Annotated in this window: 14 protein-coding genes; 7 read left to right on the top strand and 7 right to left on the bottom strand. The window is 59.4% G+C overall.

Translation table 11 applies throughout. From position 1 onward, the window contains the following. The first annotated feature begins 5 nt into the window (after positions 1 to 5). Positions 6 to 902, top strand: a complete 897-nt coding sequence (gene xerC / locus BM395_RS06705) for a tyrosine recombinase XerC (protein ID WP_090509999.1) — start codon at positions 6 to 8, stop codon at positions 900 to 902. Further along, entirely contained in the window at positions 899 to 1,594 is a 696-nt protein-coding gene (locus BM395_RS06700) for an HAD family hydrolase (protein ID WP_090509997.1), read from the top strand. The genes xerC and BM395_RS06700 overlap by 4 nt, the downstream gene beginning before the upstream one ends. Positions 1,595 to 1,719: 125 nt before the next feature. Here BM395_RS06700 and sutA read toward each other — a convergent pair whose 3' ends face one another. The 4 genes from sutA to glnK form a co-directional block, all read right to left on the bottom strand. Next, positions 1,720 to 2,049, bottom strand: coding sequence for a transcriptional regulator SutA (gene sutA, locus BM395_RS06695; protein ID WP_090509995.1), 330 nt, complete (start codon positions 2,047 to 2,049; stop codon positions 1,720 to 1,722). A 234-nt stretch (positions 2,050 to 2,283) separates the two neighbouring features. Beyond that, the gene (locus BM395_RS06690; protein WP_069898495.1) at positions 2,284 to 3,534 is read right to left on the bottom strand and encodes an ammonium transporter; all 1,251 of its coding nucleotides are present in this window, start codon (positions 3,532 to 3,534) and stop codon (positions 2,284 to 2,286) included. Between the two features lie 81 nt (positions 3,535 to 3,615). After that, positions 3,616 to 4,929, bottom strand: coding sequence for an ammonium transporter (locus BM395_RS06685; RefSeq protein ID WP_069898496.1), 1,314 nt, complete (start codon positions 4,927 to 4,929; stop codon positions 3,616 to 3,618). A gap of 36 nt (positions 4,930 to 4,965) precedes the next feature. Further along, positions 4,966 to 5,304 carry a P-II family nitrogen regulator gene (gene glnK, locus BM395_RS06680; RefSeq protein ID WP_003096476.1) on the bottom strand — a complete coding sequence of 113 codons (339 nt, stop codon included), beginning with the start codon at positions 5,302 to 5,304 and terminating at the stop codon, positions 4,966 to 4,968. Positions 5,305 to 5,730: 426 nt separating this feature from the next. On the opposite strand from glnK, the gene BM395_RS06675 reads away from it, so the two are divergent. The 3 genes from BM395_RS06675 to BM395_RS06665 are packed head-to-tail and all read left to right on the top strand — an operon-like array spanning position 5,731 to position 8,190. Continuing rightward, on the top strand, positions 5,731 to 6,003 hold the full coding sequence (locus BM395_RS06675) for an accessory factor UbiK family protein (protein WP_069898497.1): 273 nt from the start codon (positions 5,731 to 5,733) through the stop codon (positions 6,001 to 6,003). Positions 6,004 to 6,042: 39 nt separating this feature from the next. Further along, complete coding sequence (locus BM395_RS06670; RefSeq protein ID WP_090509992.1) at positions 6,043 to 7,551, top strand: YifB family Mg chelatase-like AAA ATPase; 1,509 nt, start codon at positions 6,043 to 6,045, stop codon at positions 7,549 to 7,551. Between the two features lie 51 nt (positions 7,552 to 7,602). Beyond that, on the top strand, positions 7,603 to 8,190 hold the full coding sequence (locus tag BM395_RS06665; RefSeq protein WP_090509989.1) for a DUF427 domain-containing protein: 588 nt from the start codon (positions 7,603 to 7,605) through the stop codon (positions 8,188 to 8,190). 130 nt (positions 8,191 to 8,320) lie between these two features. Here the strand turns inward: BM395_RS06665 and BM395_RS06660 are convergent, their stop codons facing one another. Both BM395_RS06660 and BM395_RS06655 read right to left on the bottom strand, forming a co-directional pair. Then, on the bottom strand, positions 8,321 to 9,121 hold the full coding sequence (locus BM395_RS06660) for a gamma-glutamyl-gamma-aminobutyrate hydrolase family protein (RefSeq protein ID WP_069898499.1): 801 nt from the start codon (positions 9,119 to 9,121) through the stop codon (positions 8,321 to 8,323). Between the two features lie 376 nt (positions 9,122 to 9,497). Then, entirely contained in the window at positions 9,498 to 10,415 is a 918-nt protein-coding gene (locus BM395_RS06655; RefSeq protein ID WP_090509986.1) for a LysR substrate-binding domain-containing protein, read from the bottom strand. Positions 10,416 to 10,515: 100 nt separating this feature from the next. On the opposite strand from BM395_RS06655, the gene BM395_RS06650 reads away from it, so the two are divergent. Together BM395_RS06650 and BM395_RS06645 are read left to right on the top strand one after the other, a co-directional pair. Next, entirely contained in the window at positions 10,516 to 11,844 is a 1,329-nt protein-coding gene (locus BM395_RS06650; protein ID WP_090509983.1) for an NAD(P)/FAD-dependent oxidoreductase, read from the top strand. Positions 11,845 to 11,862: 18 nt separating this feature from the next. Continuing rightward, positions 11,863 to 13,263 (top strand): NorM family multidrug efflux MATE transporter, encoded by a 1,401-nt coding sequence (locus tag BM395_RS06645; protein WP_069898502.1) that lies wholly within the window; start codon positions 11,863 to 11,865, stop codon positions 13,261 to 13,263. A gap of 45 nt (positions 13,264 to 13,308) precedes the next feature. On the opposite strand, the gene BM395_RS06640 is transcribed toward BM395_RS06645, so the two are convergent. Further along, the gene (locus BM395_RS06640) at positions 13,309 to 14,982 is read right to left on the bottom strand and encodes a putative bifunctional diguanylate cyclase/phosphodiesterase (protein ID WP_090509980.1); all 1,674 of its coding nucleotides are present in this window, start codon (positions 14,980 to 14,982) and stop codon (positions 13,309 to 13,311) included. Positions 14,983 to 15,078 lie beyond the last annotated feature (96 nt).

Raw genomic sequence — 15,078 nt, 5'->3', positions numbered from 1 at the left:
CCATCATGCAAACCCAGCTGGACGCCTACCTTGAGCACTTGCGCAGTGAGCGCCAGGTTTCCAGCCACACGCTGGATGGCTACCGCCGCGACCTGATCAAGCTGCGTGAGTTTGCCGAGCGCGAAGCGATCAGCGACTGGAGCGGCCTCGATATAGCCCGCCTGCGGCGCCTGATCGCCCATCTGCACAAACAAGGTCAATCGGGCCGCAGTCTGGCGCGCCTGCTCTCGGCCACACGCGGCCTGTACAAATACCTCAATCGTCTGGGTTACTGCCACCACGACCCGGCTAACGGCCTGATGCCGCCCAAGGGCGAACGCCGGCTGCCGAAGACGCTGGACGCCGATCGCACCTCGCAATTGCTCGACGGCGCCGTGGAGGACGACTTCATCGCCCTGCGCGATCAGGCCATGCTTGAGCTGTTCTATTCATCTGGTTTGCGCCTCTCCGAGTTGGTCAGCCTCAATCTCGACGGCCTCGATCTGCCGGCAGGTTTGGTGCGCGTGATCGGTAAGGGCAACAAGACCCGTGAACTGCCAGTTGGGCGCATGGCCCGCAAGGCGCTGGAAAACTGGCTGGCCGTGCGCGTACTGAGCAATCCTGCGGACGGCGCGGTGTTTGTCAGCCAAAAAGGCAAACGCATTGGCGCTCGCGCGGTGCAATTGCGGGTCCGTGAAGCCGGCGTGCGCGAGCTGGGCCAGCATGTTCATCCGCACATGCTGCGTCACTCCTTTGCCAGCCACATTCTCGAGTCGTCGCAAGATCTGCGCGCGGTTCAGGAGTTACTGGGCCATGCTGATATCGCCACGACCCAGATCTACACCCATCTCGACTTTCAGCATTTGGCCACGGTCTACGATCAGGCCCATCCGCGAGCAAAACGTAAAGGCACCTCTGAATGACCATCAAGCTAATCACCTTCGACCTCGACGACACGCTGTGGGACGTTACTCCGGTGATGCAGGACGCCGAAACGGCGCTGCGTAACTGGCTGGTGATGTATGCGCCGAAACTTGGCGCGGTGCCGGTCGAGCACTTGTGGGCCATCCGCAATCGCCTGCTGGAAGCGGAGCCTGGCCTGAAGCATCGGCTCAGCGAGCTGCGTCGGCGAATTCTGCTGAATGCGCTGTGCGGTGCTGGCTACCCTGCAAGCGAGGCTAAGGCCCTGGCTGAAACCGGTTTTCAGGTGTTTCTCGCGGCGCGTCATCAGGTCGAGCTGTTCGCCGAGGTGCATCCAACGCTGGAAGCGCTGGCGAGTCGTTACAAGCTCGGCGTGATCACCAACGGCAACGCGGATGTGCGCAGGCTGGGACTGGCCGACTATTTCCAGTTTGCCCTGTGCGCGGAAGATCTTGGCGTGGGCAAACCCGACCCCAAGCCGTTTGAAGAGGCGTTACGCCTGGCTGGAGTTGCGGCAGAGCATGCGGTGCATATCGGCGATCATCAAAGCGATGATATCGGCGGCGCCAAGGCCGCTGGCCTGCGTGCGATCTGGTTCAACCCGCAAGGGCGAATCTGGGAGGGCGAAACAGCTGCAGACGGTGAAGTGCATAGTCTGGCAGAGCTGCCAGCGCTATTGGATAGCTGGGAATAGCATAAGGCCGCGACACTGTTCTACAGGCAAAAACACCTGAGCGTGGCGCGGCACTATGCCGGGCACTGCTGAAAAGTCCGCGGACGCCGCTTGCGGGCGGGTACTTTTCAGCAACCCGGATCTGATCAGATAGGACGGCTGCCGTACTTGCTGTCGGGCTTTTTGGGCGGATCGGAAACCACGTTGGGTTCGACTTCCTGCACCTTGCCACCACGCGCCAGAAACTCTTCCATTGCCTGCGCCAGTGCATCACGTTCTTTCTGCTTCGCTTCTACGCTTGGCAGGTCATCCGGATCCACAGCAGCCTTGGCTTTGGTCTTGCTCTTGCTGGTGGTTACGACTTCACCGTCGTCATCGTCGTCAGAAGAATCGATGTCGTCAGCTGTTGCCAGCTCCTCGCTATCGTCCTCTTCAACGCTGTCCATATCGTCTTGTTCCAGATCTTCGTCGCTCATGTTCAACCTCATGACTTGCGAAAGCAGAATAGTTATAGCCCAGCGCAGCCGTTTTAAAAGCACCGCCAGTAAAAATTCAGATGCCCTTGCATGACATAGACGCACAAAGTCTTCGACGTCAGCTCGGACGCAGATCCGGCTGCATGGCAATCCCGGATCTACGGCGCGCATTCTAGCGTGCCCGCAGAAAAAACAAAGGGCGCCAGAGGCGCCCTCGTTAAAACTTTTGGCTAATCAGGACTTGGTGAACTCCGGATAAGCTTCCATGCCGCATTCTGCAATGTCGACACCTTCGTACTCTTCTTCTTCGCTGACGCGCAGACCAATCACCGCTTTGATGATCGACCACACCACCAGGCTGGCTACAAACACCCAGGCGAAGATCGAAGCGATACCCAGCAGCTGAGCACCAATGGTTGCGTCCGGGTTGGTCAGGCAAACTGCCAACAGGCCCCAGATACCGCACACACCGTGTACCGAGATCGCACCCACCGGGTCATCGAGCTTGAGCTTGTCCAGAGCAAGAATCGAGAACACCACCAGAACGCCGCCCACACCACCAATCAGAGTGGCTTGCAGGGCAGACGGGGTCAGCGGCTCAGCAGTAATTGCCACCAGGCCAGCCAGTGCACCGTTGAGTGCCATGGTCAGGTCGGCCTTGCCGAACAGAATGCGCGCGACGATCAGCGCCACGATCAGGCCGCCGGCAGCTGCCATGTTGGTGTTAACAAACACCTGAGCCACTGCGTTAGCGTCTTCGATGGTGCTCATTTTCAGCTGTGAGCCACCGTTGAAGCCGAACCAGCCCATCCACAGGATGAACGCGCCCAGTGTCGCCATCGGGAGGTTGCAGCCCGGAATCGCATTGACCTGGCCGTTAGGGCCGTATTTGCCCTTGCGTGCGCCCAGCAGCAGTACACCGGCCAGAGCAGCAGCAGCGCCCGCCATGTGCACAACACCAGAACCTGCGAAGTCGAGGAAACCAGCGCTGTTAAGGAAGCCTGCGCCCCATTTCCAGAAACCCTGAACCGGGTAGATGAAACCAGTCATCACCACCGCGAAGGTCAGGAATGCCCAGAGCTTCATACGCTCGGCAACTGCACCCGAAACGATCGACATGCAGGTTGCAGCAAACACAACCTGGAAGAAGAAGTCGGAACGCAGCGAGTAGTAAGGGGCATCATCGCCACCCGCCAGAACGGCTTCGACGGTGTGCTCATCACCAATCAGGAAACCCAGGCTTGGCAGAATGCCGCCTTCAGGACTCGAATACATGATGTGATAACCAATCACCAGATACATCACACTCGCTACCGCATAGAGCGCGATGTTTTTGGTGAGGATTTCAGTGGTGTTCTTGGCGCGTACCAGGCCGGATTCGAGCATGGCAAAACCCGCTGCCATCCACATAACCAGTGCGCCGCAAATCAAGAAGTAGAATGTATCAAAGCCATACGTCAATGCAGTCAATGCTGTGTTGTCCATGTGCCACCTCGCTCCGATGCGCTTTTATTGTTAGCGCTATTCGCTTGAAGCGCCCGGGTTGGCTCCGGGCGCCCTCAGTGTTTAAAGGTTGTAACCGCGCTCGTTGTGCAGGGCGAGATCGAGACCGATGGTCTCTTCTTCCTCGCTGACGCGCAGGCCCATCACCATGTCCAGCACCTTGAGGATGACGAAGGTCACCACGGCGGTGTAGATAACGGTGAATGCCACGCCCTCGAACTGCACCCAAAGCTGAGCAGGAATGTCTTCGACTGTGCCGAAACCGCCCAGCGAAGGCGCTGCAAATGCCCCCGTAAGGATTGCCCCGACGATGCCGCCCACTGCGTGCACACCAAACACATCCAGCGAGTCGTCATAACCCAGCTTGCGTTTGAGTGATGTGGCGCAGAAGAAGCAGATAGTCCCCGCAGCAAAACCGATCACCAAAGCCCCCATCGGCCCTGCAGTGCCCGACGCCGGAGTAATGGCTACCAGGCCTGCAACAGCGCCCGAAGCGATACCCAGAACGCTTGGCTTACGGTGAGTGATCCACTCGATGAACATCCAGCTCAGTGCCGCAGCAGCTGTAGCAATCTGCGTGACCAGCATGGCCATACCTGCAGTACCGTTAGCTGCAACAGCGGAACCCGCGTTAAAACCGAACCAGCCGACCCAGAGCATGCTCGCGCCAATCAGGGTGTAGCCCAGGTTATGTGGCGGCATGGCGGTGGTTGGGAAGCCTTTACGCTTGCCCAGCACCAGACACGCAACCAAACCTGCGATACCCGCGTTGATGTGCACGACCGTACCGCCCGCGAAGTCGAGAACGCCCCAATCCCACATCAGGCCACCGTCACCACTCCAGACCATGTGAGCGATCGGCAGATAGACGATGGTGAACCAGATCGCCATGAACACCAGCATCGCCGAGAACTTCATGCGTTCGGCGAAAGCGCCGACGATGAGGGCCGGGGTGATGATGGCGAAGGTCATCTGGAAGGTAATGAACACGCTTTCCGGAACGCTGGCGACCAGGCTGTCGACCGTCAAACCGCTGAGGAAGGCTTTGGAAAGGCCGCCCACAAACGAGTTGAAGTTGACGACGCCCTGCTCCATGCCCGTGGTGTCAAAAGCCATGCTATAGCCGTAGACAACCCACAGGACGCTAATAAGAGCGCAGATTGCAAAACACTGCATGAGCACCGACAGGACGTTCTTGGAACGCACCATACCGGCGTAAAACAGTGCCAGACCAGGGATGGTCATGAACAATACAAGAACGGTTGCTACCAGCATCCAAGCTGTATCACCGCCGTTCAGACTTGCCTCATCGGCCAGGGCAATTCCCGGAACGAGAGACAAAAGGGCTCCTAGCCCTGCGAATTTACGCAGAGTCATGGTTTAACTCCTGGGGCGTGGGGTTCGGTTCGGGGCTTAAATCGCGTCTGTATCGGTTTCGCCGGTACGGATGCGGATCGCCTGTTCCAGGTTAACTACGAAAATTTTGCCGTCACCGATCTTGCCGGTGTTGGCTGCTTTGGTAATGGCCTCGATGACGCGATCGAGTTGATCGTCAGCGATGGCTACGTCGATTTTTACTTTTGGTAGAAAATCGACCACGTATTCGGCGCCGCGGTACAGTTCGGTATGGCCTTTCTGACGACCGAAGCCTTTGACTTCAGTGACAGTGATGCCCTGCACGCCGATCTCCGACAGTGATTCGCGGACGTCGTCCAGCTTGAACGGCTTGATGATGGCAGTGACTAGCTTCATGTAACTCTCTCCCGTGTAAGGTGGACTTGCCCCAGGAATTTCGAACCCGGCTCAAGTCTAAGCGCAGTGTCTGGCTTTTGTAATGCACCGGTTGCCTTGAAAGCCGAAATAGCTGCAGGACAACCTGTTCTCAACCAACCGCTACCAGCGAAACACTTCCCCGCTTCGCCTGACGCACCGGAACTGCATCGGTGCATCCGTCATCAAGGACTAAGCAGATTCCTTGCCAAAGTCGTGAAAAGCTCAATTTTTCATGCAGTTAGCCCTAAAACACTGGTTTTCAGGCGGGTTTGACCAACGGTATACGCACAACATCGGTGCACAGCGCCAAGCCGCTACGCTCGATAATCGGGCGCGCCGGAGCGCTGCCTTCTGCGGCAGAAAACGCGTGATACACTGGCGCCAAACGTATCTGGATAAACACCTATGTTGCCGCCAAAAGCCCTGCTTGATGCTCTCAGCACCCACGCATCCCGCCTGTTCAGTGGTGATACACCCTTGCCACGTAACGAATTCGAACAGCAGTTCAAGATGATGCTGCAAAGTGCATTCAGCAAACTCGACCTGGTCAGCCGCGAAGAATTCGACAGCCAGATGGTTGTGCTGGCCCGCACCCGCGCCCGCCTTGAAGCCCTTGAAGCCAAAGTCGCGGCCATGGAAGCAGACGCCGAACAGACGCCACCACCACCCGCCGAGTAAACCTCACTCGCGGGGCGACAGCTGATCAAGGAGTGATCAATGTCCCTGGCCATCGTCCACAGTCGCGCCCAGGTTGGCGTGGAAGCGCCCTCGGTTACTGTCGAGGCGCATTTGGCCAACGGCCTTCCTTCGCTGGCATTGGTCGGCCTGCCGGAAACAGCGGTCAAGGAAAGCAAAGACCGCGTGCGCAGCGCCATTCTCAACTGCGAATTCGACTTCCCCTCCCGGCGCATCACCCTCAATTTGGCTCCCGCCGATCTGCCCAAAGATGGCGGACGCTTCGATCTGGCCATCGCCCTGGGAATTCTGGCGGCCAGCTCGCAGATTCCGCCAGCAGCGCTGGCGCAGGTCGAATGCCTGGGCGAGCTGGCATTATCCGGGGCAATCCGCCCGGTTCAGGGTGTATTGCCCGCCGCACTGGCAGCGCGAAGTTGCGCACGCACCTTAGTGGTGCCTAAAGCCAATGCCGAAGAAGCCAGCCTGGCCACGGGACTGATCGTGATAGCCGCCGACCATCTGCTGGAGTTGGCCGCGCACTTTAATAGTTCATCGCCTATCGAGCCGTTTGTGTCTCAGGGTTTGCTACGCCAGACGCGTCCCTATCCTGACCTTGCCGAAGTACAGGGCCAGACAGCCGCCAAACGCGCCCTGCTGGTGGCCGCCGCCGGATCGCACAATCTATTGCTCAGCGGTCCGCCCGGCACTGGCAAAACCCTGCTGGCCAGCCGCCTTCCCGGCTTGCTGCCGCCGCTGGATGAGCAGGAAGCGCTGGAGGTTGCAGCCATCCAGTCAGTCGCCAGCCATAACCCGCTTCAAGCGTGGCCGCAGCGACCCTTTCGCAACCCTCATCACAGCGCCTCGGCGCCCGCACTGGTCGGCGGCGGCAGTCGTCCGCAGCCAGGCGAAATAACGCTGGCCCATCAAGGCGTGCTGTTTCTTGATGAGTTGCCCGAGTTTGACCGCAAGGTGCTTGAAGTCTTGAGAGAGCCGCTGGAAAGCGGTCAAATCGTCATCGCCAGAGCCCGCGACAAAGTACGTTTTCCGGCGCGTTTTCAGTTGGTGGCCGCGATGAACCCTTGCCCGTGCGGCTTTCTCGGTGACCCCAGCGGGCGCTGCCGTTGCAGCCAGGAACAGATCCAGCGCTACCGCAGCAAGTTATCCGGGCCGCTGCTCGACCGAATCGACTTGCACATAACCGTCGCCCGCGAAGCAACGGCGCTGCATGTCGCAACCGACAGCCACAGCCATAACGGCCCCGACACCGCCACCTGCGCCCTTCAGGTGGCCAGAGCACGCCAGCAACAATTGCAGCGTCAGGGCTGCGCCAATGCATTTCTCGACCTTGCCGGTTTACGCCAACACTGCGCATTGAGCACAGCGGATCAAACCTGGCTGGAAAACGCCTGCGAGCGTTTGGCCTTGTCGCTGCGCGCCGCTCATCGCGTGCTGAAGGTTGCACGCACGCTGGCAGACCTGGAGTCCGCGCCGGACATCAATCGCCAACAGCTGGCAGAAGCGCTGCAGTACCGCGATCACCCACAAGGTTGATCACAACACACACGCATCGGCTGAATGCCTATTGCCTGCGGAGAACTTGTCATGAGCACTGTAGATAACACTCCAAGCGACCTCACAGACGTACCGCCAGAATTGCACGCCGAAGTGCTCAAATGGCGCACTGTAGAGCGCCTGCGCCCAGAGCACATTGTGCTTGCGGGGCCGGGGCAAGAGTCGGTCTGGGATTACCCGCGGCCACCCAGGGTCGAACCCGTGAGCGCCACGATTACTGTGGTTTTTCACGGCCTTACTCTGGCATCCAGCCAGAACGCCTATCGGGTGATCGAGACATCCGGCGCGCCGGTGTATTACATCCCGCAATCCGATATAAACATGGAGTGTCTTAAGCCCAGCGCCCGGCAAACCTTGTGCGAATGGAAAGGCACCAGCGCCTATTTCAACGTCAATGTGAATAACCACACCGCCGCAGATGCTGCATGGACTTATCCACAGGCGTGGGGCGAGTTTGCCGTGATCAGCGGCTACATTGCCTTCCATCCGGCCCAGATGAGTGAGTGCTGGGTCAATCAGGAACTGGCCAGGCCGCAGCCCGGCAACTATTACGGTGGCTGGGTAACCGACGCGATTGTCGGCCCATTCAAAGGTGAACCCGGCTCGGAAGGCTGGTAAAGCCAGAGCGCACCAAATCGGTGCAACACCAACGATTAGCCTCTGCGGACGCTGCTATGCCGGGCTCTCAGAATAAATTACAGGCAAAAAGAAGCCCGGCATAACCGGGCTTCTTTAGCAAACGCGGGTATTAAGCCGCGCTGGATACTTGCTTGCTCTGGCGCTGACGGCAGGCTTCACCGAACGCTTCGAACATTTTTACCGAGTCCGGGTTCTGCGCAGCTTGCCATTCCGGGTGCCATTGCACCGCGAACAGGAAGTTCGACAGGCTCGGCGCATGGAACGCTTCAACCAGCCCATCTTCTGCAAACGCCAGCGGCTCCAGACCTTTAGCGAGGGTTTTGATGCCCTGACCGTGCAGCGAGTTAACACCAATTTCCTCAGTTGCCAGCAGCTTGGCCAACCATGAGCCTTCTTTCAGGCGCACGTTGTGGCTCTGCGCATACTGCACATCAACCGGGTCATTGGGGTTTTCACGGTGGTCATTGAAGCCAGGTTCGGCGTAGAGCTTCTGGTAGATATCGCCGCCCAGTGCAACGTTGATTTCTTGCATGCCACGGCAGATGGCGAAGATCGGCAGGCCGCGCTTGATGGCAGCACGGATCAGCGGCATGTCGAACATATCGCGATCAATGTCCTGGCCTTTCTCAGGCGTCATGTTTTCCTGACCGTACAGCGAAGGCTCGATATTCGAACCGGCGCCTGTCAGGTAAACGCCATCGACCATATCCAGATATTGCTCAATGTCGTCAGGACCGCAGCACGTCGGCGCGAGCAGCGGTACACAACCAGCGAAGTCGACAACTGGTGTGATGTATTTGTGGGTCATTACTTGATACAGGTGGCCCTTGCGTTCGTGGACCCCCATGGACATCAGTACAACGGGTTTGCGTTTAGATTTAGAAGTATTAGCACTGTCGTTTTTGGACATACGTCACCTTGAGGCAGGTCGGCCTGCCGTTGCTGTGCAGGAAGGGCGAGAGACTCGCAGCGCATCCTGTTTGGCACGGATCGTTTGTCTGGCAGCGTGGTTTGCAACCCGCAGAGGGAGCACGCCTTGACGCAGGGAGTGGAAGGTAACCGAACCTTCCGCGACGGCTGCCTGACGAACAGAACCGCCCACACAGATTGCCCGAACCGTAAAATATGTCAAACACTTCCCGCTAAAATGCTGAAAATTCTTCCGCAGCCATATTGCCCACACGCACCGTATAACGGCCGATTAAACCCAGCAAACCCGCAGCCAGACTGGCTGCGAGTCCATTATTTTTTACGATAAACCGACGCACGCTCAGACTTGGGCCAGACTATAGATAGCGCACCTGCGGCAGGGTCATCGCCTGCACCTCATTCTCGAGAAACTCGCTGAGCCGGTGATAACGCTGCTGATTGCGCCGCGCTTTGGGCCATACCAAGTAGTAACAGCTGCCGCTGGCAACCGCAGTCGACCAGGGCAGGCCGAGGCGCCCTTCGGCAACATCCTCCGCCACCATCACCAGATCGCCAATCGACACGCCATAGCCGCGTGCTGCCGCGACGATACCCAACTCCAAGGTGTCGAATACCTGACCACCCTTCAGCGGCACCTGATCGAGCAATTGCATGGCCTGCAACCACTGACGCCAGTCGCGCCGGTCGGGTGTCGGGTGAAGCAGCTCTGCGCCTTGCAGGCGTTGCACATCCCACTCGCCGTCCCGCGCCAGCTCAGGCGCACAGACCGGGGTCAGCCACTCGGCAAACAGCAACCGACACTCCCACTCCGCCGGGAAGTTGCCGCGCCCCAGCAACACGGCGCAATCGAAGGGCTCGCGTTGGAAGTCCACCTGGTCGACATCCATCCACGCGCTGGTGAGCTGTATTTCGGCCTCTTTATTAATCTGCCGAAACCGCGACAAGCGCGAGAGCAGCCAGCGCATGGTCAACGTCGACGGGGCTTTCATGCGGATAACCGAATCGTCGATATGCAACGGCATGCACGCCCGCTCCAAGGCATCGAAACCATCACGCAGGCCCGGCACCAGCAACCGGCCTTGCTCGGTCAGGCGCAGGTTGCGCCCATTGCGCTCAAACAGACGGCAATCGAAATGCGTCTCCAGCGTGCGGATATGCCGACTGACTGCGCTCTGCGTAATCAGCAGTTCTTCGGCAGCCCGGGTGAATGAAGCATGCCGCGCCGCCGCCTCGAAAGCGCGAAGTGCATACAGGGGCGGGAGCTTACGATTCATAGATGACTAAAACTCATGCTAGATATACCTATTATCCCTTTGCCGTTTACCGGCTCAGTTTCCCATACTGCATAACTCAATACCTGTTTGCGAGATTGCCATGAGCCACGGTTGCTATCCACTTCACCCCTCACTTGCCACGGCGAACGAACTGCCACGCGAAGTCGATATGGTGATCGCCGGCTCAGGCATCATGGGCTGCGCGACAGCTTACTATCTGAGCAAGCAGGGATTATCGGTACTGGTTTGCGACAAGGCCGGCCTTGCCAGCCAACAGTCCACCCGCGCGTGGGGCTTTGTTCGCCAGCAGGCCCGCGACCCCGCCGAAGTACCCTTGATGATGGCGGCCATGCCTCTCTGGCAAAACCTTGAGCATGAGCTGCAGTTGCCCTTGGAGTGGCGTCAGGGCGGATGCTTGTATCTGGCCGAAACCGAACAGCATCTGAGTGAATATCAGGAATGGCTGGGCGTGGCGCAACAGTTCGGGCTCGACACCCGCGTGCTCAGCCGCAACGAAGTCGCGGAAAAGATCCCCGGTTTGGCCGATCCGGCTAAAGGCGGACTGTTCACCGCAAGTGATGGTCAGGCCGAGCCTCGTCGCGTCACACCCGGCTTTGCCCTGCGCGGCTTCGAAGCCGGTGTGCATTTCGCCGAAGGCTGTGGCGTCACGGCCATCGACCGCGCTGCCGGAGCCATTTGCGGTGTACAAACCGAGCGCGGCTATGTCAAAACCAAGCGTGTGCTGATCGCCGCGGGCGCCAGCAGTTGGCGCCTGCTCAAACCGCTCGGGTTGGAGATTCCACAGCAGGCCATTCGCAGCACCGTCTCGCGCACCAGTCCCGGCGCGGATATTGGGGCCTGCAGCTTCATTGGGCATGGCATCGGCATGCGCCAGCGCGCCGACGGCAGCATCAATCTGGCCGACGAGGCGCAGGCCGATATCGACCTCAGCCTGAGCTTCTTACGTGGTGCATCCTGGTATTTGCCGCTGTTGCCCGAGCATCACCACAGTTTTCGTTTCCGTCTCAATGGCGCGTTTTTGCACGACCTGCGCCAGCGCTTTAGCGGCAATGATCCGGCCATTGCCGAGCGCGACCCGCATGCCCTGCCGCAAGCCGAGCGCATCAAGCGTGCGCAGGCAGCATTGGGCCGCGCCTTCCCGCAATTGCGCGGTGTTCGGGTGATCGAAAGCTGGGCCGGATTCATCGACGTACTGCCCGATGGCATCCCGGTGCTGGATGCTCCGTCGCAAGTGCCGGGCTTGCTGATCGCGACCGGTTTCTGCGGCCACGGCTTTGCGATGGGACCGATTGTCGGCAAGTTGATGAGCCAGTGGGCCACCAGCGGCCAACCCGGTTTCGACCTCAAGGCCTTCGGCTGCTCGCGCTTTGCCGACGGCACCGCGGGCAAACCTTATTCGCTGTTTTAAGCAGGATATCCGCAGGCCATGCTGCATTCTAACAAACGTGAATTTGTAGCCATCCTGCGCCTAGCCGGGCCATTGATCGTTGCGCAACTGGCGCACGTGCTCATGGTGTTTACCGACACCGTGATGATGGCCATGCTCGGCCCGGACGAACTGGCAGGCGGCGGCTTGGGAGCCGCGACCTACTCGTTCGTGTCAATTTTTTGCGTGGGCACCATTGCCGCTGTCGGTAATCTGGTGGCGATCAAGCATGGCGCCAATGATGCCGCCGGCGTTACCCGCATCACCCAAAACGGCCTGTGGATGGGCTGGATGCTCGCACTCGGTGCGGGTCTGCTGCTCTGGAACCTGGAGCCGCTGCTGCTGAAACTCGGCCAGACACCGGCCAACGTGGCTATGGCAGCGCCGTTTCTGAGCACGCTGGTGTTTGCCCTGCCTGGCTACATGACATTCATGGCGCTGCGCGGCTTTACCAGCGCCATCGACCGGCCCGGCCCGGTTGTGGCGATCAGCATTGGCGGCGCCGTGGCCAACTTCGTGCTCAACTATGCGCTGATTAAAGGCTGGTTCGGCCTGCCGCCCATGGGCCTCGCTGGCATTGGCTTGGTGACTGCGATAGTGATGAGCGTAATGGCCTTGCTGCTGCTCTGGCATGTCATGCATCACAGCGCCTACAACGCCTATCCGCTGCAACGCGGCCTGCTCCGCCCACAGCTTGAAGAGCTGCGTGAACTGGTGCGTCTGGGCTTGCCGATCGGCGGCACCTATGCGGTGGAATCCGGGTTATTTGCCTTTGCTGCGCTGTGCATGGGCGCGATGGGAAGCACGCAGATAGCCGCGCACCAAATCGCTATCCAGTCGGTGTACGTCGCCTTCATGGTGCCGGTTGGTATTTCCTACGCGGTCACCTTTCGGATTGGCCGCCACTACGGCGCCAACAATTTGCTAGAGGCCAGACGCGCGGGCAGGCTCGGACTGCTGCTCGGTGCAGGCTGCATGCTCGGCTTTGCCGCGTTGTTCTGGCTGGCGCCGCACTTTGTTGTCGGCCTGTTCCTCGACCCGCAAGATCCTCAATTCAGCGATGTCGTCGCAATGGCTGTCAGCCTGCTGGCGATTGCCGCCCTGTTTGAATTGTTCGACGGCATCCAAACCATCGCCATGGGCGCGATTCGGGGCCTCAAAGATGCCAAGACCACCTTTTACGTTGGCCTGCTGTGCTATTGGCTGATCGGTGCACCGCTGGCCTGGTCACTGGCGTTCCCGCTGGGCTGGGGCGCTGCAGGCGTGTGGTGGGGGCTGGCCGGGGGCTTGGCGTGTGCGGCTGTAGGCCTGAGCCTGGGCTTTGAATGGAAAACCGCGCGCCTGCTGCGTGCAGAGGGCGCAGGAATAGCGCTAGCTGAATCTGCGGTCGAACGCGCGTAGCTGACGCGCGTAGCTGAAAATGCCGGGGGCTAAACGGGCGTGGAGCTAGTTCTGTGCCATGCCCAGTTGCGCATGGCGGGGAGCCTGCATCAGAAAACGCACCAGCTCGTTGAGCGGCAGGCCCTTGCTGATCAGATAACCTTGCGCCTGATCGCAGCCGAATTGACGCAGCAGCATCATTTGCTCGGTGTCTTCCACGCCTTCGGCGACCACCTCCAAATTGAGGTTATGCGCCAGGTTGATCATGGCGCGCACCAGCTGGCGGTTTTCGGTGCGTTCGGTCATGCCGCCGACAAAGCTCTTGTCGATTTTGAGCAGCGTGATCGGCAGGTTGTTGAGGTGCACGAACGATGAGAAACCGGTGCCGAAGTCATCCAGCGAGAAGCGCACGCCCAGCTCACCCAGCGCAAGCATGGTCTGCTGCACCTGATCGCTGCGGCGCATGATCGCCGTCTCGGTCAATTCAAACTCCAGCCAGCGCGCATCGACGCCGCGTTCTGCAATCAGACGACTCAGGGTCGGCAATAGCTGGCTGTCCTGAAACTGGCGGAACGACAAATTGACCGCCATGTGCAGCGGCGGCAGGCCACGGCCGAGCAACCACTGCATATCGCGCAGCGCACGGGAGATAACCCAATAACCGAGCGGCACGATCAGCCCGCTTTCCTCTGCCAGAGGCACAAACTCGCTCGGCGGCAACAAGCCACGCTCAGGGTGTTGCCAGCGCACCAGCGCCTCCAGCCCGACGACCCGGCCAGCCTTGAGGCAAAGCCGCGGCTGATAATGCAGCACCAGTTCATCACGGCGCAGAGCACGGCGCAGTTCGCCTTCGAGATCGGTCTGGCCACGCGCATCGCGGGTAATGCGCTCGTCATAGACATGGTAGGCGCAGCCCTGCTGGCCTTTGGCTTGCTGCATGGCGATATTGGCGTGCCACATCAGCGGGTCGGCAGCGCTGACGCTGTTGGCATGTGCCAACCCCAGACTGCAACCGAGCAGCAGGCTTTCGCCATCCACCCAATAGGGTTCAGCCAGCGCTTCACAGATCTGCTCGCCAACCAGTTCGACTCGTTTCGGATCGCGGCGGGTGTCGAGCAACAGGGCAAATTCATCGCTGCCCAAGCGGGCAATTTGATCGCCGGCCTGAAGTAATGCTCTTAGCCGTGCGACCACTTGTAGGATGAGTCGGTCACCGGCGCGAAAACCCAGCGCATCGTTAACGTGGCGGAAGTTATCCAGATCAAGATGGCCCATGGTCAAACCACGGCCTTCGTTTGAAGCCAGTCTGGCTGCCAGCAGGGTCTGGAAGCCCTGCCGATTGGCGATTCCGGTGAGGGCATCTTGCTCGGCCAACCGGTTGAGCGTCTGCCGCAGCGTGCCTTGCTCGCGCACGTAGCGCAGCGAACGGCGCAACACATCGCCAGTGACACGCTCACGCACCAGCCAGTCGCTAACTCCTTCGGGCTCGTTTTCGGGCTCTTCTTCGAGTAACAGGATGACCGGTAACGGGCAGGTGCCGGGAGCCGGCTGGTATTCTTTGGTCGTCAGCAACAGGCCGTTGCCGCAATTATGGAAGAGGCTACGCGCCACGTCCCAGGAAGGTGCCGTAATCAGCGGGAATGGACATGCCTCAGCCCCAAGGAGCTTACGTAATAGTTCTGGCCAACCAGTAGCATCGGCTAAGAGAACCAAGCGTAAGGGTTCGACGAGCGCGGACAAGCAACTTCCCCCAGACCACAAAAATTTCGACGGAGATCCGTCTCGCTGCACCATTTAATGATGTCTTTTCAAACACCTCCGTGTGTCCTTAAGTGC

The organism is Pseudomonas marincola, assembly GCF_900116605.1.
In the GTDB taxonomy this organism is placed as follows: Bacteria; Pseudomonadota; Gammaproteobacteria; order Pseudomonadales; family Pseudomonadaceae; genus Aquipseudomonas; species Aquipseudomonas marincola.
This window is presented reverse-complemented; position numbering and strand designations above follow the sequence as displayed.

Coding starts and splice junctions, on each gene's coding strand:
- xerC (WP_090509999.1), top strand. CDS start 6: ATGCAAACCCAGCTGGACGCCTACCTTGAGCACTTGCGCAGTGAGCGC.
- BM395_RS06700 (WP_090509997.1), top strand. CDS start 899: ATGACCATCAAGCTAATCACCTTCGACCTCGACGACACGCTGTGGGAC.
- sutA (WP_090509995.1), bottom strand. CDS start 2,049: ATGAGCGACGAAGATCTGGAACAAGACGATATGGACAGCGTTGAAGAG.
- BM395_RS06690 (WP_069898495.1), bottom strand. CDS start 3,534: ATGGACAACACAGCATTGACTGCATTGACGTATGGCTTTGATACATTC.
- BM395_RS06685 (WP_069898496.1), bottom strand. CDS start 4,929: ATGACTCTGCGTAAATTCGCAGGGCTAGGAGCCCTTTTGTCTCTCGTT.
- glnK (WP_003096476.1), bottom strand. CDS start 5,304: ATGAAGCTAGTCACTGCCATCATCAAGCCGTTCAAGCTGGACGACGTC.
- BM395_RS06675 (WP_069898497.1), top strand. CDS start 5,731: ATGTTGCCGCCAAAAGCCCTGCTTGATGCTCTCAGCACCCACGCATCC.
- BM395_RS06670 (WP_090509992.1), top strand. CDS start 6,043: ATGTCCCTGGCCATCGTCCACAGTCGCGCCCAGGTTGGCGTGGAAGCG.
- BM395_RS06665 (WP_090509989.1), top strand. CDS start 7,603: ATGAGCACTGTAGATAACACTCCAAGCGACCTCACAGACGTACCGCCA.
- BM395_RS06660 (WP_069898499.1), bottom strand. CDS start 9,121: ATGTCCAAAAACGACAGTGCTAATACTTCTAAATCTAAACGCAAACCC.
- BM395_RS06655 (WP_090509986.1), bottom strand. CDS start 10,415: ATGAATCGTAAGCTCCCGCCCCTGTATGCACTTCGCGCTTTCGAGGCG.
- BM395_RS06650 (WP_090509983.1), top strand. CDS start 10,516: ATGAGCCACGGTTGCTATCCACTTCACCCCTCACTTGCCACGGCGAAC.
- BM395_RS06645 (WP_069898502.1), top strand. CDS start 11,863: ATGCTGCATTCTAACAAACGTGAATTTGTAGCCATCCTGCGCCTAGCC.